This window comes from Chelativorans composti, assembly GCF_039541695.1.
GTDB classification, from domain to species: domain Bacteria; phylum Pseudomonadota; class Alphaproteobacteria; order Rhizobiales; family Rhizobiaceae; genus Chelativorans; species Chelativorans composti.
Window position 1 is genome coordinate 129,059 of sequence record NZ_BAABGS010000012.1, and the last position, 18,020, is coordinate 147,078.

At 63.3% G+C, this 18,020-nt stretch carries 19 protein-coding genes and 1 other RNA gene; 14 read left to right on the forward strand and 6 right to left on the reverse strand.

The genetic code is table 11. The features are described from left to right. Nucleotides 1-307: 307 nt before the first annotated feature. The 4 genes from dksA to ABD906_RS03110 all read left to right on the forward strand — a co-directional run bounded on the left by dksA (nucleotide 308) and on the right by ABD906_RS03110 (nucleotide 4,034). Nucleotides 308-727, forward strand: coding sequence for an RNA polymerase-binding protein DksA (gene dksA / locus ABD906_RS03095; RefSeq protein WP_345098154.1), 420 nt, complete (start codon nucleotides 308-310; stop codon nucleotides 725-727). A 534-nt stretch (nucleotides 728-1,261) separates the two neighbouring features. Beyond that, entirely contained in the window at nucleotides 1,262-2,215 is a 954-nt protein-coding gene (locus ABD906_RS03100; RefSeq protein ID WP_345098155.1) for an ABC transporter substrate-binding protein, read from the forward strand. A 140-nt stretch (nucleotides 2,216-2,355) separates the two neighbouring features. Beyond that, nucleotides 2,356-3,237 (forward strand): ABC transporter permease, encoded by an 882-nt coding sequence (locus tag ABD906_RS03105; protein WP_345098156.1) that lies wholly within the window; start codon nucleotides 2,356-2,358, stop codon nucleotides 3,235-3,237. Beyond that, nucleotides 3,237-4,034, forward strand: a complete 798-nt coding sequence (locus ABD906_RS03110; RefSeq protein ID WP_345098157.1) for an ABC transporter ATP-binding protein — start codon at nucleotides 3,237-3,239, stop codon at nucleotides 4,032-4,034. Before ABD906_RS03105 ends, ABD906_RS03110 begins: the two co-directional genes overlap by 1 nt. 151 nt (nucleotides 4,035-4,185) lie before the next feature. On the opposite strand, the gene ABD906_RS03115 is transcribed toward ABD906_RS03110, so the two are convergent. Both ABD906_RS03115 and ssrA read right to left on the reverse strand, forming a co-directional pair. Next, nucleotides 4,186-4,443 (reverse strand): hypothetical protein, encoded by a 258-nt coding sequence (locus tag ABD906_RS03115; RefSeq protein ID WP_345098158.1) that lies wholly within the window; start codon nucleotides 4,441-4,443, stop codon nucleotides 4,186-4,188. Between the two features lie 255 nt (nucleotides 4,444-4,698). Next, nucleotides 4,699-5,065, reverse strand: a transfer-messenger RNA (tmRNA) gene (gene ssrA, locus ABD906_RS03120). A gap of 142 nt (nucleotides 5,066-5,207) precedes the next feature. Here ssrA and ABD906_RS03125 point away from each other — a divergent pair. The 7 genes from ABD906_RS03125 to ABD906_RS03155 all read left to right on the forward strand — a co-directional run bounded on the left by ABD906_RS03125 (nucleotide 5,208) and on the right by ABD906_RS03155 (nucleotide 11,390). Next, a complete protein-coding gene (locus ABD906_RS03125; RefSeq protein ID WP_345098159.1) occupies nucleotides 5,208-5,522 on the forward strand; it encodes a DUF2853 family protein in 315 nt (104 codons plus the stop codon). A gap of 294 nt (nucleotides 5,523-5,816) precedes the next feature. Further along, complete coding sequence (locus tag ABD906_RS03130; protein WP_345098296.1) at nucleotides 5,817-6,611, forward strand: thymidylate synthase; 795 nt, start codon at nucleotides 5,817-5,819, stop codon at nucleotides 6,609-6,611. A 29-nt stretch (nucleotides 6,612-6,640) separates the two neighbouring features. Continuing rightward, entirely contained in the window at nucleotides 6,641-7,129 is a 489-nt protein-coding gene (locus ABD906_RS03135) for a dihydrofolate reductase (RefSeq protein WP_345098160.1), read from the forward strand. A 263-nt stretch (nucleotides 7,130-7,392) separates the two neighbouring features. Beyond that, nucleotides 7,393-8,520 carry an FtsH protease activity modulator HflK gene (gene hflK, locus ABD906_RS03140; protein WP_345098161.1) on the forward strand — a complete coding sequence of 376 codons (1,128 nt, stop codon included), beginning with the start codon at nucleotides 7,393-7,395 and terminating at the stop codon, nucleotides 8,518-8,520. Then, the gene (gene hflC, locus ABD906_RS03145; protein WP_345098162.1) at nucleotides 8,520-9,455 is read left to right on the forward strand and encodes a protease modulator HflC; all 936 of its coding nucleotides are present in this window, start codon (nucleotides 8,520-8,522) and stop codon (nucleotides 9,453-9,455) included. The genes hflK and hflC overlap by 1 nt, the downstream gene beginning before the upstream one ends. Before the next feature lie 50 nt (nucleotides 9,456-9,505). Next, a complete protein-coding gene (locus ABD906_RS03150; RefSeq protein WP_345098163.1) occupies nucleotides 9,506-9,691 on the forward strand; it encodes a DUF2065 family protein in 186 nt (61 codons plus the stop codon). A gap of 226 nt (nucleotides 9,692-9,917) precedes the next feature. Continuing rightward, nucleotides 9,918-11,390, forward strand: a complete 1,473-nt coding sequence (locus ABD906_RS03155; RefSeq protein WP_378188871.1) for a DegQ family serine endoprotease — start codon at nucleotides 9,918-9,920, stop codon at nucleotides 11,388-11,390. A 91-nt stretch (nucleotides 11,391-11,481) separates the two neighbouring features. Here the strand turns inward: ABD906_RS03155 and ABD906_RS03160 are convergent, their stop codons facing one another. Beyond that, nucleotides 11,482-12,333, reverse strand: a complete 852-nt coding sequence (locus ABD906_RS03160) for an SDR family oxidoreductase (RefSeq protein WP_345098165.1) — start codon at nucleotides 12,331-12,333, stop codon at nucleotides 11,482-11,484. 146 nt (nucleotides 12,334-12,479) lie between these two features. Here ABD906_RS03160 and ABD906_RS03165 point away from each other — a divergent pair, with 146 nt between their 5' ends. Further along, nucleotides 12,480-12,668, forward strand: coding sequence for a DUF3008 family protein (locus tag ABD906_RS03165; RefSeq protein ID WP_345098166.1), 189 nt, complete (start codon nucleotides 12,480-12,482; stop codon nucleotides 12,666-12,668). Between the two features lie 128 nt (nucleotides 12,669-12,796). On the opposite strand, the gene otsA is transcribed toward ABD906_RS03165, so the two are convergent. After that, a complete protein-coding gene (gene otsA / locus ABD906_RS03170) occupies nucleotides 12,797-14,179 on the reverse strand; it encodes an alpha,alpha-trehalose-phosphate synthase (UDP-forming) (RefSeq protein ID WP_345098167.1) in 1,383 nt (460 codons plus the stop codon). Between the two features lie 69 nt (nucleotides 14,180-14,248). Next, entirely contained in the window at nucleotides 14,249-15,058 is an 810-nt protein-coding gene (gene otsB, locus ABD906_RS03175; protein WP_345098168.1) for a trehalose-phosphatase, read from the reverse strand. A 322-nt stretch (nucleotides 15,059-15,380) separates the two neighbouring features. On the opposite strand from otsB, the gene ABD906_RS03180 reads away from it, so the two are divergent. Then, entirely contained in the window at nucleotides 15,381-15,707 is a 327-nt protein-coding gene (locus ABD906_RS03180; RefSeq protein ID WP_345098169.1) for a hypothetical protein, read from the forward strand. Nucleotides 15,708-15,957: 250 nt separating this feature from the next. On the opposite strand, the gene ABD906_RS03185 is transcribed toward ABD906_RS03180, so the two are convergent. After that, a complete protein-coding gene (locus tag ABD906_RS03185) occupies nucleotides 15,958-17,151 on the reverse strand; it encodes a pyridoxal phosphate-dependent aminotransferase (protein WP_345098170.1) in 1,194 nt (397 codons plus the stop codon). Nucleotides 17,152-17,383: 232 nt separating this feature from the next. Here ABD906_RS03185 and ABD906_RS03190 point away from each other — a divergent pair, with 232 nt between their 5' ends. Continuing rightward, nucleotides 17,384-18,001, forward strand: a complete 618-nt coding sequence (locus tag ABD906_RS03190; RefSeq protein WP_345098171.1) for an EF-hand domain-containing protein — start codon at nucleotides 17,384-17,386, stop codon at nucleotides 17,999-18,001. Nucleotides 18,002-18,020 lie beyond the last annotated feature (19 nt).

An 18,020-nucleotide genomic window follows, 5' to 3' on the forward strand; every position in this document is an offset into this window, starting at 1 on the left:
CTGGAACGCCGCCGTGGATGCCGGTGATTCTCTGCTTCCTGGTGCTGCTTGTTTCTCCGCACCCATCGCTGTGTGGGCAAGTCACGGTCGGACTAGTTTTATATGATTTGTTTCAAGCGCGTGATTATACTGTGAAATATCAAACATTTGCTTCGCTGGTGCTGATCGAACTTTTGGCCGATCTGCGGCGAAATTGTGGATGTATCCGCAAGGGGGGATTATAATTGCACTAAGGCGAAAGGTTTATGCTTGTACCGACCGGTCTGCCAGAATATATAGCATCGGCTTTGAAGCAGTGGGGTTGCTAATGACCGATCTCGTCGATGCTGACTACGTGCCTTCAGAGGACGAACCTTTCATGAACGAGCGCCAGCGGGCGTACTTCCGCCGGAAGCTGCTGAAGTGGAAGGAGGAGATTCTCAAGGAAGCACGTGAGACGCTGGAGGCACTTCAGAGAGAAAGCGCAAATCATCCCGATATCGCTGACAGGGCATCTTCGGAGACTGATCGCGCAATCGAGCTGAGAGCCCGTGATCGCCAGAGGAAGCTGATCGCGAAGATCGATGCGGCATTACAACGGATAGAGGATGGGACCTACGGCTACTGCGAGGAAACCGGCGAACCCATCTCTCTGAAACGTCTCGAGGCTCGCCCGATCGCGACGCTTTCCATTGAGGCGCAAGAGCGCCATGAACGCCGCGAAAAAGTCTATCGCGACGACGTGTGATAGTAAGTCTCCCATTAGAAAGCCCGGCGGGGACCCCTCTGCCGGGCTTCTTTTTTCTTATGATCCCGTCTGTCTCGTCCGGCAGCGCGGAGTGCCAAGGCGGGCAGGCGGCGCCTGCCAAAGTCCGGTGACCAGGGAGCGGCGCGCACCGCCGCGATGAGGCATCGGTTTGGCGTGCCCTTCAGAATTGATCGGTCATCCTGGCGGGCGGCGGGTCGGAGCTGCTGACCTGGAGGGCGCCCACAGTGGTCGCCGCTGCGCGTGTCGGCGCTGCGCTCCCAGCGGCTGTTTTCCGGCGTATCTCGATCCGCGTGGCCGCGCCCGAAGGCGAGGGGGCCTCACCTACCGCCAGCCTTTCCCGGGCGATGGGCACTTCCGCGCGCATCTCTGTGGCGGGCTGCATTGACAATTGGGGGCCTATCGAAAAGATTGCTCGATCGGGAGGCGTTCCTGAAGTTGGCCGCCGTCAGCCGCGGTCTGGTTGCCTTCGGGGGGGGGGCTTGTCTTGGGCAACAGTCATCGGAGTAATCTCACATGCGTAAACTTCTCGTTATTGCGGTCGCGAGCCTTCTCATGTCGGGAAGCGCAATTGCACAGTCGGCGAAAGTGGCTGTCACCGCAATTGTCGAACACCCGTCGCTGGATGCTGTGCGCGACGGCGTGCGGGATGGCCTCGAGGAGGCGGGGTACAAGGTCGGCGACAATCTCGAGTTCATCTATGAATCCGCGCAGGGCAATCCGGCAACGGCCGCCCAGATCGCCCGCGAATTCGCCGGCAGCTCGCCCGATGTGATCGTTCCGATTGCCACGCCGTCGGCCCAGGCTGCCGCCGCTGCGACCCGTACCATTCCGATCGTCTTCTCTGCCGTGACCGATCCGGTCGCTGCCGGTCTCGTCAAGTCGAATGAGGCGCCGGGCGCCAATGTCACCGGCGTGTCCGACCTGACGCCGGTCGCCGATCACGTCGCCCTGATCAAGGAGATCGTGCCGGACGTGAAGGCCATCGGCTTCGTCTACAACCCCGGTGAGGCCAATTCGGTCGTCCTGCTGGAGATGTTCAAGAAGGCCGCGGAAGCCGAGGGCCTGACGGTGGTCGAGGCCATGGCAAACAAGACCGCTGACGTCCAGAATGCCGCCCGCAGCCTGGTCGGCAAGGTTCAGGCCATGTACGTCCCGACCGATAACACGGTCGTCTCCGCCTTCGAGGCACTCGTCGGTGTGGCCGATGAGAACGATCTGCCGCTGATTTCCGGCGATACAGACTCCGTCGGCCGCGGCGCCATCGCCGCCGTCGGCTTCGACTACTACCAGGTCGGCCGTCAGACCGCAGACGTGGTCCTGCGCGTGCTGAAGGGCGAAAACCCTGGTGAAATCCCGGTAACCTTCGCCTCCGGCTCGGACCTCGTCGTGAACAAGAAGGCGGCCGAGGCACAGGGCGTGACGCTGCCCGACTCCGTCCTGCAGCGCGCCAACAAGGTCATCGAATAGCCATTCCAGCCGCTCCGGCTCGCCGGAGCGGCATTTTTCCGAGTATTTCTGCCCGTTACTGCGTTTTTTCGCTTGCCTTGAGCTCCAGCTTGGGGTCACGCAACGGGGGCAGGCGTGCAGTTATTCTGGAGCAAAGTTTTATGTCCGCTATTGCCTTCTGGGGAGCCGTCGAGCTTGGCCTGATTTTTGGCTTCGTCGCGCTCGGTGTCTTCCTGGCGTTTCGCGTGCTGGATTTTCCGGACCTCACGGTTGACGGATCGTTCCCGCTTGGAGCCGCCACGGCGGCGGTGGCGCTGAGCAACGGCATCGATCCCTGGACCTCGCTTCTGATCGCGGCGGCGGCCGGTTCCGTTTGCGGGCTTGTGACCGCCTTCCTCAACGTGCGTTTCGGAATCCTCAACTTGCTCGCCTCGATCCTGACCATGATCGCGCTCTTCTCCGTCAATCTGCGCGTCATGGGGAGGCCCAACATGTCGCTCCTCAATCAGGATACGATCGTCACGCCCTTCTACGATCTCGGCATTCCGGACCACATCGTCCGCCCGCTTGTGCTTCTGGTACTGGTGGTGATCGTGGCGCTGCTGCTCGGCCGCTTCCTGGCAAGCGACTTCGGCCTTGCGATGCGGGCCGCCGGTGCTAACCCGCGCATGGCTCAGGCCAATGGGGTCGACGTCGGCCGCCAGATCTATGTCGGCATGGCGCTCTCCAACGGCCTTGTCGGCCTTGCAGGAGCGCTTTTCGCCCAGATCGCCGGCTTTGCGGACGTCACCTCCGGCGTCGGCACCATCGTTGTCGGCCTTGCCTCGGTGATTGTTGGCGAGACGCTGTTCCGCAACCGCTCCATGCTGATCGCGCTGTTCGCCTGCATTCTCGGCTCGGTCGTCTACCGCGTCGCCGTGCAGCTGGCGCTGTCCGCCGATTTCCTCTTCCTGAAGGCTTCGGACCTCAACCTCGTGACCGCAGTGCTTGTGACTCTGGCGCTCATCCTGCCGAAGCTCAAGGCTCGCCGGAGGGCTGCCTGATGATCGCCGCCGAAAACATCCACGTCACCTTCAACCGCGGCACGCCGCTGGAACACAAGGCCCTGCGCGGCGTGAGCCTCACGCTTGCCGATGGCGAGTTCGTGACGGTCATCGGTTCCAACGGTGCGGGTAAGTCCACGCTCCTCGGCGCGATTGCCGGTGACGTCACGCCCGAGAAGGGCGTTATCCGCGTCGGCGCCGATGACGTGACCCGCGAGAAGCCGGCGCTGCGCGCCCGTCGCGTGGCGCGCGTGTTCCAGGATCCGCTTGCCGGCTCCTGCGCCAACCTTTCGATCGAGGAGAATCTGGCTCTTGCTGCCTGTCGCGGCGTACGCCGCGGCCTGGGACTGGCGCTCAACGGCGCCCGCCGGGCCCGCCTCCGGGACCGCGTCGCCGAGCTTGGCCTTGGCCTCGAGAACCGCATGGGCGACCGCATGGGCCTTCTGTCGGGCGGTCAGCGCCAGGCGCTGGCCCTGGTGATGGCCACGCTTGCCGACGCGAAGGTGCTGCTTCTTGACGAGCACACGGCTGCCCTCGACCCCGGCATGGCCGAGTTCGTGGCAAATCTAACGGAGAAGCTGGTCGTCGAGCACAAGCTCACCACGTTGATGGTGACCCACTCCATGCGCCAGGCGCTGGATCACGGCACTCGAACGATCATGCTGCATGAAGGCCAGATCGTGCTCGACATATCCGGCGAACGGCGCCGGACCATGACCGTGGATGATCTCGTCGACATGTTCCGCCGCGTCCGTGGCGGCGCCGAACTCGACGACGATTCCCTTCGCATCGGCTGAGCTTCGGTTGCCGCGCCCTTCAGGGGAGGGGCTTGGCGCCATCCTGACGAGGAGATCGCACGCGCCCAACACGGGCGCGTTGCTGTTTCAAGGGGACGCGTTTCAAAGGGGAGTTCGCGACAGAATTTCTGTTTGGCGGGCAGGGAAGGCCCTACGTCTCGGTGTCCCGTTCCTCGCCGGCCGATCTGCCACGCGTGATGGTGAAGCCTTGCGCGCCGATGTGGAACGTTTCCGTCACGTGCTCGCCGTTTGGTCCGGCCGTCGTGCCGGCGCCGCCCGTCCCGGCAGGCGGGTTGCTCGCGCTGACCGGAAGGGCCCGTGGGCCGTCTTGCGAACTCCGTTTCTTGAGCATGAGGAACCCAACGCCTGCCGCGATCAACCCGGCGAGGATGATCCAGATGCCTGACATGTCGGTCCGTCCTCCCACTGCCCTCCAAGGGGCTTGTTCCTCCAACCTGCACTGTAACCGCATGGCGGGCGGGTGCGAAAGGGAGGATTTGGCGCGAACGGATTGGCTGCGGCGGTGAACGATCCGCGCGCAAACGAACAGCGTGCACGACGGCCGCGCAAGCGCTCCAGACAGGCAAAGCGGTCGCGCGTACCGACTGCCGTGTGGGAAGGTGATGGGAAAGGAAAGAAAGGAAAGAAAAGGCAAGGAAAGGAAGGTGGAGGTTTCTGTTGCCAGGTACCTCCGAACCCCGCCTAAAGGAGCGAACCCTCAGGACTTGATTTGAAGCAGTCGCGCTGCATTAAGCAGCGAGACGAGCCTCCGCATAGTTGTCGTTGGCAACTATAGTGTTCGGTCCGATAACGGCGGTACCATACCGGGCGAAAGTACGATCTTTACACCCTCGTCGATCCTGTTTCGCCCCCATCACAAGCCGCCCTTGGCGTGCCGCCGGCGGTTTGTGGTGGAGGCGCCGGGTCCTGCCCCCGGGTCCGATAGGCTTAATCCATCGTCCATTTATCGCCATAGTCAGCTCGAGGCTGACGCCGCATATATAGGGGTGTCCTCTTCGCAATGGAAGAGGGGAGTTTGATGATCCTTGCGCGCCGCCGGGAGCAGGGAGAGCCAGCGGGGGATAAGCCCGATTTCGATTGACATGTCTACGTCGGTGGGGAACCTTCAAGTCAGGGCGAAGCTCTTGTTCCATCTGTCAATGGGAGGCTTGCATGGCAGATTATCTCGCTGATGTGCAGAAATACGACGCTTCGGCGAAGGAAGCGGTGGTGTCCAGCATTGTGAAGCATTTGGGCATTGCCCTCCGCAATCGTGACTCGGCCCTCGTGTCGTGTTCGGATCCGGCGGAGCTGGAACGCGTCCGGGAGAGCTGGTGCAAGAAGAAGCTCGGCGTGACGGACGACGCCAAGGCCGACGCAGCCATCGAGAAGGTCTGCCAGGCGATGTCGGGCGACAGGACCAAGGATCGCGTGACCTTCTACTACCTCGTCGCCAAGGAACTGGGAAAGCTCGACGCGCTGGCCTGATCCGGCCCGGTAGCGCATGGATTGCGGCCCGCCCGTCGGGCCGTTCCACCTGTCAGCTCGGGTACGGTGGAAGATTGCTGGGGACGGGGGCGTTTTCCGGTTTGCGAACTGACGCGTCTCCGGGCTACAGAGCGGTCCCTTGAACGGTGGGCACCGGACATCCATCCTGGAGTGCGAGTCAGTGTCGGGCGGTTCGGACCCTCTGGGGGATAACGGGACTGCCTCGCATGCGTGTGGCCGGACCGCCGCGACCGTTCATTCGGAAGCTGCATGATCAGACGGGAGCACGCTTCGATGCGCCAATATCTGGACCTTCTCTCGCATGTTCTCGAGAATGGAGTCGACCGGCCTGACCGCACCGGCGTGGGCACGCGCGGCATCTTCGGTTACCAGATGCGCTTCGATCTGTCCGAGGGCTTTCCGGTCCTGACCACTAAGAAGCTGCACCTGAAGTCGATCATTCACGAGCTCCTGTGGTTCCTGAAGGGCGACACCAATATCCGTTACCTGAACGAGAACGGTGTCACCATCTGGGACGAATGGGCGGACGAGAACGGCGAACTCGGTCCCGTCTACGGGGCGCAGTGGCGGTCCTGGCCTGCGCCAGATGGTCGCTCAATCGATCAGATCGCCAATGTTGTCAAGAGTTTGCGCGAAAATCCTAACTCGCGGCGTCATGTCGTGACCGCCTGGAATCCGGCGCAGGTGGATGAGATGGCCCTTCCGCCGTGCCACTGCCTGTTCCAGTTCCACGTGGCCAATGGAAAGCTCTCCTGCCAGCTTTACCAGCGTTCGGCAGACATCTTCCTCGGCGTGCCTTTCAACATCGCGTCTTACGCGCTGCTCACGATGATGATGGCGCAGGTGACGGGCCTGCAGCCGGGCGAGTTCATCCACACGCTGGGTGACGCGCATCTCTACCTCAACCATTTCGACCAGGCGCGCGAGCAATTGACCCGCACGCCGAAGCCCTTGCCGCGCATGTGGATCAATCCCGAGGTCCGCGCGCTCGAGGATTTCAGCTACGAGGACTTCCGCCTCGAAAACTATGTCGCGGACCCGACCATCCGCGCGCCCATCGCGGTTTGACGCTTGAAGTTCGGGAAGGGACGGGAAATATGGCCATCGCCCTGGTAGTCGCAGCGGCACGCAATGGCGTGATCGGACGCGATGGAGACATGCCTTGGCGCCTGTCCTCGGACCTGAAACGGTTCAAGTCGATCACCATGGGGCGCCCGATCATCATGGGGCGCAAGACGTGGGAAAGCCTCGGCCGCCCGCTGCCCGGACGTCAGAACATCGTCATCACCCGGCAGCCGGATTTCACGGCTCCCGGCGCCGAGGTGGCAAGCTCCCTCGATGAGGCGCTCGAACGCGCCCGCGCGCTCGCGGGAGAGGGGGATGTCTTCATCATCGGCGGCGGCGAGATCTACCGTCAGGCCATACCGCAAGCCGACCGCCTGCACGTCACCCATGTCGAGGCGGAGGTTGAGGGCGATACGGTCTTTCCGGAGATAGGGCCGGAGTGGAAGCCGGTCCACGAGGAGCGCGTCCCCGCCGGCGAGAAGGACGATTTTCCCACCCGCTACGTGATCTACGAGCGTTAGAACAGCCCGGCCCGTCGCGGGAACCCGAGTGTCCTGAGGTTCCCTTTTCCGCCGCTCTGCAAGGAATTGCAGGTCACAGCATTTCGCGGGAGGGCTTCGCGTTATCCTCCGCCTCATGCGGGATACGAGGCTGAAGAGCGAGAATCTTGTCCTTAAACGGCTTTCGCGTCCTTCGCCGCGTTGAAAGCGGGCCTCCGGCTTCCTATAAAGGCCTCATGCTCAACGTCGGGAGGGCGCACTGCCCTGGCAATAAAGGAAGCTGAATGCCTTGGAATAATCAAAGTGGCGGCCCGTGGGGCGGCGGAAGCGGTGGAGGCGGTCCCTGGGATCAGGGGCCAAGGGGCCCTTCTGGGCCGCAGGGAACACCTCCTGATCTGGAAGAAATCATTCGCCGCGGGCAGGACCGGCTGAAACAGGCCTTGCCCGGGGGCGGCGGCTTCAGCCCCGCGATGCTCGGCCTGGTTGTCCTGGCCGTGATTGTTCTGTGGCTGTTCAAGGCCATCTACACTGTGCAGCCTGACCGGGTTGCCGTGGAGATGCTTTTCGGCAAGCCAAAGCCTGAACTGTCCGAACCGGGCCTGCATTTCCACTGGTGGCCGATCGAGACCGTCGAGGAGGCAACCATTGCCGAGCGCCTGATCGAGATCGGCGAGGCGCGTGGCGGCTCCACCTCCGGCCTGATGTTGACCGGCGACCAGAACCTGGTCTCGGTCAAGTTCTCGGTCGCCTATCAGGTGGACGACCCCATTGCCTATCTCTTCAATGTGGACGATCCGGACGGCATGCTGCGGCAGGTCGCTGAAAGCGCCATGCGTGAGGTCGTTGGCCGTCGTCCGGCCCAGGACATCTTCCGCGATGACCGTCAGGGCATCGCCGATGACGTCCGCGCCACGGTCCAGACGGCCCTCAACAACTACGGTGCGGGCCTGACCATCAATGCCATCTCGATCGAGGACGCTGCGCCGCCGCGCGAAGTGGCCGACGCGTTCGACGAGGTGCAGCGTGCCGAGCAGGACGAGGACCGTTTCGTCGAGGAAGCCAACCAGTACTCCAACCAAAAACTCGGCCAGGCCCGTGGCGAGGCGGCTCAGATCCGCGAAGCCGCTGCCGCTTACCAGAGCCGCATCGTTCTGGAGGCGCAGGGTGAGGCGCAGCGCTTCATCTCGGTCTACGAGGAATACGCGAAGGCGCCGGAAGTCACCCGCAAGCGTCTCTACATCGAGACGATGGAGGAAGTTCTGAAGGGCTCGAACAAGGTGATCATGGACGAGGGAACGCCCGGAGTGGTCCCGTACCTGCCGTTGAACGAACTGCGGCGCAACCCACCCGCGCAGCAGCCGCGCGCCAACGGTCAGGCCGGCGGAGCGCAGAGCACTGGGGGAAATAACTGATGAGCAATCGTCTTCCAGCTTTTCTGATCGCGCTCTTCGTGGTCCTGTTCCTGGCCTGGTCCTCGGTGTTCGTGATCAACGAGCGCCAGCAGGCGATCGTTCTCCGCTTCGGTGAGATCGTCCGCGTGATCCGCGAGCCGGGCCTCTACTTCAAGCTGCCGTTCTCCTTCGTGGGCGCCGATAATGTCCAGATCATCGAGAAGCGCATTCTCCGCTTTGATCTGGATGACATCCGCGTCCAGGTCTCGGGCGGCAAGTTCTACGAGGTGGACGCCTTCGTCGCCTATGCGATCGACGATCCGCGCCTGTTCCGTCAGACGGTCTCCGGCAGTCTGCAGCTAGCCGAGCAGCGCCTGCGCACCCGTCTCGACGCGGCCCTGCGCCGGGTCTACGGTCTGCGCGGTTTCGAGGCGGCCCTGTCGGAGGAGCGTGCGTCGATGATGCGCGAGGTGGCCGACCAGCTCCGGCCCGACGCGGCGACGCTTGGCATCAAGATCGTCGACGTCCGCATCCGCCGCACGGACCTCACCGCGGAAGTCTCTCAGCAGACCTACGAGCGCATGAAGGCCGAGCGTCTGGCTGAGGCCGAGCGCCTGCGTGCCCGCGGCCGTGAGGCTGCCGCCCGCATCCGCGCCCGTGCCGACCGCGAGGTGGTGGAGATCCTGGCTGCCGCGCAGCGTGAATCGGAGATCATCCGCGGTCAGGGTGAAGCCGAGCGCAACGCCATCTTCGCCGATGCCTTCCAGCGCGATCCGGACTTCTTCGAGTTCTATCGGTCCATGTCGGCCTACCGCCAGGCGCTGGATCCGAGCGGCACCACCATGCTCCTGAGCCCGGACAGCGAGTTCTTCCGCTACTTCAGGACGCCGGAAGGGCTTCTGATACCGCAGCCGCAGGGCGGCACCGCGGCTCCGGCCCAGGCGCCGCAGCAGTAAAGGATGGCGATGCTGTCCGCCTCGGTCAGGCGCGAGAGGGGCGTTCGTCCGTGAACGACTTTCTCACCGCAGTTGGACTTGTTCTGGTTCTGGAAGGCCTCCTTTACGGGGGCCTTCCGGGTTTGGTGAAGCGCATGGCGATCGACATCCTGCGCATGCCCGAAAACGTGATGCGCTATGTCGGCCTGACGGTGATGGCGCTCGGCGTTTTCATCGTTTGGCTCGTGCGCGGTTGATTTTCGCCATCACGGCCTCATGTTTTTCCGCATTTCCCGTGTAATGTTCATGCACGGCGCATGGCTCCCGTTCCTTCTGGCGCGGGAGTCATCCCCGCTTTATCATTGCGATTTATCCTTGCGCTGACGCAGTTTGCGCCGATACTTCGGGTTTGTCGCTCAACGGAGTTGCCACATGCTGACGACCAAGTGCTTCAAGTCGCGTTCCAGCAACTGTGCAATCGCCATGGTTGCCGCGGTGGTCGTGGCGGTGTCGTGTCCGGCTCTGGCGCAGCGGGCCGCTCCGTCGCAGCAGCAGCAGACCGTCACCCCTGCCGGCCCGCAGTCTGTGTCCGCGCTGGCCGAGCGCCTGCTTCCGGCCGTCGTCAACATTTCGACCACCCAGAAGGCCCAGCGTCGCGGCCAGGGCAGGGTGCCAAGGCCCCGCGTGCCGGAGGGATCCCCGTTCGAGCAGTATTTCGAGGAGTTTTTCGGCGATGGCGACCGCCAGCCGCGCATTCCGGGACCGGGCTCTTCGCTCGGCTCCGGTTTCATCATCGACGCGGAAGAGGGCATCATCGTCACCAACAACCACGTGATCGCCGACGCGGATGAGATCGTCATCAATTTCCATGACGGCTCGAAGCGCACCGCGGAGCTGGTCGGCGTGGACACCAAGACGGACCTCGCCGTCCTGAAGGTGGACCCGTCGGGCAAGAAGCTGGTGGCAGTTCCCTTCGGCGACTCCGACCAGATGAAGATTGGCGACTGGGTTCTGGCGATCGGCAACCCCTTCGGCTTTGGCGGTTCCGTCTCGATCGGCATCGTGTCCGCCCAGAACCGCCAGATCGGTTCCGGCCCCTATGATGACTACATCCAGACCGATGCCGCCATCAATCGCGGCAACTCCGGCGGTCCGCTGTTCAACATGAAGGGCGAGGTGATCGGCATCAACACGGCCATCGTCTCTCCGAGCGGCGGGTCGATCGGCATCGGCTTCGCCATTCCGTCCAACCTTGCCCAGCACGTGGCGGGACAGTTGCGCGAGTTCGGCGAGACGCGGCGCGGCTGGTTGGGCGTGCGCATCCAGTCCGTCACCGACGAGATCGCTGAAAGTCTCGGCCTCGAGCGGGCCGCCGGGGCGCTCATCAGCGGCATCGAGAAGGGCGGGCCCGCCGATGGCGGCGCCCTTGCGGCGGGCGACGTAATTCTTCGCTTCAATGGAAAGGAAATCAGGGATGTCCGCCACCTGAGCCGCGTCGTCGCCGACAGCCCGGCAGGCGAGGAGGTGACGGTCGAGATCCTCCGCGACGGGCAGCCGATGACCGTCACGGTCGTTCTAGGACAGCTCGAGGAAAGCGAGGCGAAGACCAGCGATTCGTCGGACGATCAGTCCGGCGACACGGAAGAGCAGCTCACATCCGTGACCGTACTCGGCATGGAAATCCGCGAAATCAACGACGAGACGCGCGCTGAATTCGGCCTGTCCGAAGACGTGACCGGCGTCGTGATTGCAAAGGTGGAGGCGGGCTCTTCGGCTGCCGAGCAGGGCATCACGGTGGGCGATGTCATCGCCGAGGTAGATCAGCAGTCGGTTTCCAGCCCCGGCGAGGCCCTTGACCTGATCAATGATCTCAAGAACCAGGGACGTCGCAACGCCTATCTCCTGATTGTCTCTCCCAACGGCGACACCCGCTTCGTGAACGTGCGTATCCGTTAAAAGCGGTTCCTCGAAAAGTGGGTCCCGGTTTTCCGTCCGGAGCCGCGATCCCCGACAGGCGGATCCGAGCGGCTGTGCGCTTCGTGGCCCTTTAGCCGCCCAGCAACGTTCCGCCGTTGGGATGCAGCACCTGCCCGGTCATGTAGGAGGAATCCTCACAGGCCAGGAACAGCATCGCGGGCGCTACTTCGTTCGGCTGGCCCGGGCGGCCGAGCGGCACGTCTGCGCCGAAGGAGGCAACGTGTTCGGCCGGGAAGGACGCCGGAATGAGCGGCGTCCAGATCGGCCCCGGCGCCACGCCGTTGACCCTGATGCCGCGTGAGGCGAGATTGCCGGACAGCGCCCGCACGAAGGCGAGGATCGCTCCCTTCGTTGTCGCATAGTCCATCAGCACCTCCTGACCCTTGTAGGCCGTCACCGAGGTGGTGCAGATGATGGACGAGCCCTTGCTCATGTGGGGCAGGGCGGCACGGGTGACGTAGAACGTCCCGAAAACATTGGTCCGGTAGGTCCGCTCCAGCTGTTCGTCGGTAATGTCCGTCAGCGTCTCCTGGTAGTGTTGCTCGCCGGCATTGTTGACCAGCACGTCGATCCGGCTCCAGCGTTCGACCACCCCGGCGATGAAGCGTTCGGCGACTTCCGGCTCGCCGATGTCTCCGGCCATGGACCATACATCCGCGCCTTCCTCCTGGACGAGGCGTTCCGTTTCCAGTGCGTCTTCCCGTTCCTCCTTGTAGAGAAAGGCAACCTTTGCGCCCTCGCGGGCGAACAGCACTGCCGTTGCGCGTCCGATGCCGGAGTCGCCGCCCGTGATGACGGCGATCCTGTCCTTGAGCCGTCCGGATCCGGGGTGGCGCGGGTGGAATTCAGGCCTCGGACGCATCTCATGCTCGTTTCCCGGCTGGTGATCCTGGTGCTGGGGCGGCAGGGTCGTTTCGCTCATCGATGGCTCCTTTCGGCGGGAATGGATCTGCGGACCCAATCCGCGGACAGCTCGACTGTTCCGCTGGCGAAATGATCGCCAGTGATCTCTTTGGAACATTGGTCTGTCGCGGCGATTGGAGGGCACAGGAAAAGGAGAATGACACCATGCCCGCACGATCCCAGTCGCAGCAGAAGGCCGCCGGGGCAGCATTGGCTGCCAAGCGTGGCGAGATTCCGAAGAAGAAGCTGAAGGGCGCCTCGAAGGAAATGGAAAAATCAATGACGAAGAAGGAGCTGGAGGAGCTTGCGTCCACGAGCCACAAGCATTTGCCCGACAAGAAGGACAAGTCCTGACAGGGGCTCGCGGCGCCGGGACCGGCTCGCGGCCGGTCCCGGCCCTCATTCGGCCATCCGTCACGAAAGAAAGGAAGGGCTCGCGCAGCCCTTCCACGGATGGGTCTTGGATAGAGAGAGACAGCCGCTTAGGCCGGCACCGGGTTCCGGTTCTCTAGCGCGTCCATGAAGCTCTTGAGCCACCAGTTGGCGTCCTTCTCGCGAATGCGATCGATCAACGCCTGCTGCCGCTCCTGACGCTCTTCGAGCGACATCGTCAGCGCCCTGTTCAACGCGCGCGCCATGTCGTCGCTATCGTAGGGGTTTACGATCAGGGCTTCACGCAGTTCTTCAGCGGCGCCTGCGAATTTCGAGAGCACCAGCACGCCCGGATCGTCCATCGACTGCGCCGCCACATATTCCTTTGCGACCAGGTTCATGCCGTCGCGCAGTGGCGTTACGAATCCAACCTGGCTCACGCGGAACAGGGCGGCCAGCGCGTCGCGCGGCACGGTGCGGTACATGTAGCGCACCGGCGTCCAGTTGAAGTCGGCATAGCGGCCGTTAATGGCGCCGGAAAGGGCTTCGAGTTCGCGGCGGATGTCGGCGTAGGCTTCCACCTCCTCGCGTGTCGGCGTGGCGATCTGGATCAGCGCCACGTTCTTCACGTGCTCGGGATAGAGTTCCAGCAGCCGCTCGAACGCCCGCAGCCGGTCGGGAAGGCCCTTGGTATAGTCGAGCCGGTCGACGCCGATGATCTGTTTGCGTCGCAGCACCCGCCGTCGGTGGGTCTCGATCTGTACTTCCTCGTTGGGCCGCTGGGCCATCTGCGAAAAGGCGTCCACATCAATACCGATGGGGAAGCAGCCGGAAATGACTTCCCGCTCTCCGGTCCGGATCACGTTGCCGCTCATCTCGCAGCCGAGCTGGTCGGCCACGTAATGCTGCAGGTTGCCGAGGTCGGTATTGGTCTGGAAGCCGATCACGTCGAAATCGAGCAGGCATTCCACCAGCCACTTGTGCCGGGGCACGGCGGCAAGGATTTCGGGCGGCGGGAACGGGATGTGCAGGAAGAAACCCATCCGCTGCGTGCAGCCGCGCCGCCTGAGTTCCGACGCCAGCGGGATCAGGTGGTAGTCATGGATCCAGATGACGTCGTCGGGTTGCAGGATGGTCATCAGCGCGTCGGCGAACTTGCCGTTCACGCGCCGGTAGCCCTCCAGGAATTCGGACTTGTAGTCGACGAGGTCCAGCCGGTAGTGGAACAGGGGCCAGAGGACGCTGTTGGAAAAGCCGAGATAATATTCATCGTAGTCCTGCTGGGTGAGGGGAATGGTTGCGAGGCTTACCGGACCCATTTTCCGGATGCGGGGTTCAGGCGGTTCCTCATACTTCAACCGCTGACCATCCCAGCCAAGCCAGACACCCCCGCGCTGACGCAGGGAATCGCCCACGCCCACGGCAAGTCCGCCCGCCTGGGCCGTATTGGTCAGATCCGCAACGCGATTGGAGACGATCACAAGCCTGCTCATCGAGCGATCTCCTCCGGACCGGCATGGATCGTCTCCTCAAAGCGAAAACATGGATTATATCCTTGAGGCTCAACGTCCCTTGCTTTTCCCATGAGTAAGCTCATTCTCCCTTTCAAGCGATTGCATGGTGCGGGCCAGTGACATCAGCCATTCGGCGAAGGTCTCCGGTCCCGCGCAGCGGTAGCGGGCAGCGGTTTCACCGGGCCCGATCTTCACGGTAATCGCGTCGGACGCCTGAAGCGCCGAGAAGGCGGCTTCGTCCGTCACGTCGTCGCCCGCAAAGAAAGCTCTGCGCCCAACAAAAGGCGCCTCGTTCATGAAGGCCCGAAGTGCGTCGCCCTTGGTCGCGGCTCCGGCCTTGATGTCGAGCACCATCTTGCCGGGAACCACCGTGAGCGCGTCCCCGTGGGCGGCGGTGGCTTCCCGGACGCACTCCGCGCAGGCCTCCGCCAGCTCAGGCCGCTTGCGGAAGTGAAGCGCTATGGAACCCGGCTTGTGCTCCAGCAGAAGGCCGGGATTTTTCATGACGAAGGGCGACAGCGCCTCGCGCACGGCCTCGAGTGCATCGTCCGCGATCGGAACGCGATGGATTGTCCCGTCGGCGCTGCGCCGTTCCAGACCGTGGACGCCCGCGGCGGGGAGCATGAGCGGCGAAAGGAAGCGGTCGAGATCGTGGATCGGCCTTCCCGAAAGGATGGCGAGTGGCACCTGCTCCGCCAGGGCCGCCAGGGCCTTCATGGTCTTCGGAGGAACGGCAACGGCGTCGGGATGTTCGGCGATTGGAGCGAGAGTTCCGTCGAAGTCGAGGAATAGCGCAATGCTGTCCGGATGGAATGCAGTGGGAGCGAGGGAAGTAAGGAGGCTTGGTGTCTCTGACATTGCTTCCGGTTGTGCTGGCCTCAAAAAAAGAACGGAACTCGGCTATGAAGCATAACGTTCCAACCGGTCCATGGTTCCGGTCGGGAACCAATGGGCCGGCGTGAAGGAGCACACGTCCAATCTCTTAGATGGGTATGCGAGGCCCGGCAGACAAGTCGTCCCTCGAGGGCGTGCTTCGGATTGCTCTGGAACAACGGCGCCGGGTTCACGTCATGGAAGATTGAATTGTCGGTCGGGGCGTGGGATTTCATCGCAAGGTGTCTGCCTCGCGGCAGCCAAGAAGGAGAGACCGTCCATGAGTGGGAATTTGCGACGGAAGGCTATGAAGAAGGGGCTTTTCGGAATTGCGGGCTTGAGCCTCGCGGCGGTTACGCTGTTTGCGCCGTTGCAGGCTGCGGCACAGGGGCGCCGTCCCGACGTGCGGCAGATGACCTGCGAGGAGGCAAAAGCTCTGGTGCAGCGGGCGGGCGCCATTGTTCTGACCACCGGCCAATACACTTATGACCGCTATGTCTCCGGGCAGCAGCACTGCCCGATGGGGCTCTACACCAAGGATGCCTGGGTCTCCACCAGGGACGGGCAATCCTGCCGGATCGGTTACACCTGCGTGACGGAGCCGCCGCGCTTTCCGCTGTTCAGGCGCGACTGAGGGCTTCGGCTGAAGAAGCGGGCGCGCACGGCATCCTGCGCAATCTTTACTGGTGGGGGGATCAATGGCGTGGGGGAAGGAAACCGGCGCTTCTGCAACTAACTGGCGCCGGATATCTGCTCCCAGGGTTGCCGGCGTAATCTCCCTCCAAACGTCGGGGGAAACACCTTCCTGGACTTGGGCCAGCCCAAGCCCGTGGAAAGAATAGGAGGGCCGCCCCAGCCGTCGGCCGGGGCGAGTGGCCTCCGGGCTACTCCGCCGCCCTCTGACGCCTCACGTAATTCTCGGCGAAGCGGCGCACGCGCTGTGCAGCCTCCTTCAGCACCTCTTCTTCCTGGCACATGGAAAAGCGCAGGTGGCCCTGCGCGGCCTCACCGAAGCTGGTGCCCGGCATGGCGGCCACCTGTTCCGCCTCCAGCAGGCCCCATGCGAAGGTTTCCGCGTCCGGCTCCACGGCCGATACGTCGACCATCACATACATTGCGCCCTCGGACCCGCGAATGGAGATGTTGTTCGCCCCCTTGAGTGCATCCATGAAGATCTTGCGCCGCGCCTTGTAGCGCTCGGCGATCTCCTCGACTCCGTGGCCCTTTTCGACCGCTTCCGCCGCGGCATGGGAGATGAAGTCCGCCATGCCGTAGCTCGAGACAATGTTGAGGTTGGTGAGGTAGCGGATCACTTCCTCCGGCGCGGTGAGCCAGCCCAGGCGCCAGCCGGTCATGCCGTGGCTCTTGGAGAGCGAGTTCACCACCAGCGTCCGCTCCTTCATGCCCGAAATGGAGCGCGGCGATATGTGCTCACGGCCCGCGGCAAGCGTCCAGTACACCTCGTCGGACACCACCCACAGGTCATGGCGCTTCGCGATATCGGCGATCGCCTCGATGGTCTTGCGCGAATAGACGGTGCCGGTCGGGTTGTTTGGCGAATTGATGAGCAGCATCCGCGTGTTGGGCTGGATAGCGGCCTCGATGTCCTTCGGGTCCGGCTCGAAACCGTTCTCAGCGAGGGCCAGCACCTCGGTGAAAGTTCCGCCGGCGGCGCGGATCGTGCCGGGGTAGGTGGCGTAGAAGGGCGCGATGATGATCGCATGGTCGCCCTGGTCGAGAAGCGCCTGGCAGGCGCCGAAAAGCGCGCCCTGGCCGCCCTGCGTGACGATGATCTCCTCCGGCGCGGTCTCCACACCCGTGCACTGCGTTGAAAGCTTCGCCAGGCCCGTGCGCAGACGCGGCAGGCCAGCAAGCTGGATGTAATGGTGATGCCCCTTGCGGAGAGCCTCGACGCCCGCCTCGACCGTACCCTCCGGTGTATCGAAATCGTGATCGCCCACCGACAGCATGAGAATGGGCTCACCGGCCTGCTTGCGCGCAAGCGCCGCGAAGTGGACCTCCCAACCGTCCTTTCCGGAAGGCATGATGCCGGTGATGCGAGTGGAAAGCTTGGGCATGATCAATATGCTCTCATTCTAATACTGCTTGATGATGGCCCCGAATAGGCCGCCTCCGTGTCAACACGAAGGCATCCGCGAGGTGGCGTCCGGTAGCGGAAGGCGCATCTGACCGGGCGCATCTTACATAATTGTAATGATTTGGCCACATCGCTGTAATGTTCGCCCCGCTACAACAGCAGCCATAGGGACGCCAAACCGCCGGGTTCGGCGGAAAGAATTGGAGACACATATGCTTCGCAAGATCCTCATGTCCGCAGTCGCTCTGTCGATGGTTGCTGGGCCGGTCGCGCTGGCGCAGGGAAACGCTGAGCAGCCCGCCGACAAACCTGCCGCCGAGAAGCGCCTGCCGCGCGGCTTTGAGGCGCTGGATGCGAACAAGGATGGGTTCATCTCCCCCGACGAGTTTGCCAAGCGCCGCATTGACGCGCTGAAGTCCGCCGACACCGACGGCGACGGTGTGCTGTCGCAGGATGAACTCGCAGCCTACATCCAGAAGCGTGATCTGGAGCGCCGTGCCCGCGCCATGTCCCGGATGCTGGACATCGACGGCGACGGCAAGGTTACCATCGAGGAGCTCGAGAAGCAGAATGCCAAGCGTCTCGCCCTCATGGATACCAACGATGACGGCAAGCTGAGCCCCGAGGAGCTCCAGCGCGCCCATCGCTTCATGGGGCCGCGCCACCCGGGATTTGGTCCCCACGGCATGCGCGCCCATCATCGCGGTTGGCATGGTCCGCATGGCAAGTTCGCGCCGCACGGCAAGTTTGGCCCGCACGGCAAGGCCTCGCCTGCCGGTCTCCGCGGGGCGGCGGATGAAGCTCCCGCCGCTGCTCCGTCCGAGCAATAAGTCCTTTTCCTCGTCTCTT

What these genes read in the sequence shown, in the direction of transcription:
- ABD906_RS03135 (WP_345098160.1), top strand. Translation starts at nt 6,641, where the DNA reads ATGGCCATCGCCCTGGTAGTCGCAGCGGCACGCAATGGCGTGATCGGA.
- ABD906_RS03100 (WP_345098155.1), top strand. Translation starts at nt 1,262, where the DNA reads ATGCGTAAACTTCTCGTTATTGCGGTCGCGAGCCTTCTCATGTCGGGA.
- dksA (WP_345098154.1), top strand. Translation starts at nt 308, where the DNA reads ATGACCGATCTCGTCGATGCTGACTACGTGCCTTCAGAGGACGAACCT.
- ABD906_RS03125 (WP_345098159.1), top strand. Translation starts at nt 5,208, where the DNA reads ATGGCAGATTATCTCGCTGATGTGCAGAAATACGACGCTTCGGCGAAG.
- hflC (WP_345098162.1), top strand. Translation starts at nt 8,520, where the DNA reads ATGAGCAATCGTCTTCCAGCTTTTCTGATCGCGCTCTTCGTGGTCCTG.
- otsB (WP_345098168.1), bottom strand. Translation starts at nt 15,058, where the DNA reads ATGTCAGAGACACCAAGCCTCCTTACTTCCCTCGCTCCCACTGCATTC.
- ABD906_RS03190 (WP_345098171.1), top strand. Translation starts at nt 17,384, where the DNA reads ATGCTTCGCAAGATCCTCATGTCCGCAGTCGCTCTGTCGATGGTTGCT.
- ABD906_RS03165 (WP_345098166.1), top strand. Translation starts at nt 12,480, where the DNA reads ATGCCCGCACGATCCCAGTCGCAGCAGAAGGCCGCCGGGGCAGCATTG.
- ABD906_RS03185 (WP_345098170.1), bottom strand. Translation starts at nt 17,151, where the DNA reads ATGCCCAAGCTTTCCACTCGCATCACCGGCATCATGCCTTCCGGAAAG.
- ABD906_RS03115 (WP_345098158.1), bottom strand. Translation starts at nt 4,443, where the DNA reads ATGTCAGGCATCTGGATCATCCTCGCCGGGTTGATCGCGGCAGGCGTT.
- ABD906_RS03110 (WP_345098157.1), top strand. Translation starts at nt 3,237, where the DNA reads ATGATCGCCGCCGAAAACATCCACGTCACCTTCAACCGCGGCACGCCG.
- hflK (WP_345098161.1), top strand. Translation starts at nt 7,393, where the DNA reads ATGCCTTGGAATAATCAAAGTGGCGGCCCGTGGGGCGGCGGAAGCGGT.
- ABD906_RS03155 (WP_378188871.1), top strand. Translation starts at nt 9,918, where the DNA reads ATGGTTGCCGCGGTGGTCGTGGCGGTGTCGTGTCCGGCTCTGGCGCAG.
- ABD906_RS03160 (WP_345098165.1), bottom strand. Translation starts at nt 12,333, where the DNA reads ATGAGCGAAACGACCCTGCCGCCCCAGCACCAGGATCACCAGCCGGGA.
- otsA (WP_345098167.1), bottom strand. Translation starts at nt 14,179, where the DNA reads ATGAGCAGGCTTGTGATCGTCTCCAATCGCGTTGCGGATCTGACCAAT.
- ABD906_RS03180 (WP_345098169.1), top strand. Translation starts at nt 15,381, where the DNA reads ATGAAGAAGGGGCTTTTCGGAATTGCGGGCTTGAGCCTCGCGGCGGTT.
- ABD906_RS03130 (WP_345098296.1), top strand. Translation starts at nt 5,817, where the DNA reads ATGCGCCAATATCTGGACCTTCTCTCGCATGTTCTCGAGAATGGAGTC.
- ABD906_RS03105 (WP_345098156.1), top strand. Translation starts at nt 2,356, where the DNA reads ATGTCCGCTATTGCCTTCTGGGGAGCCGTCGAGCTTGGCCTGATTTTT.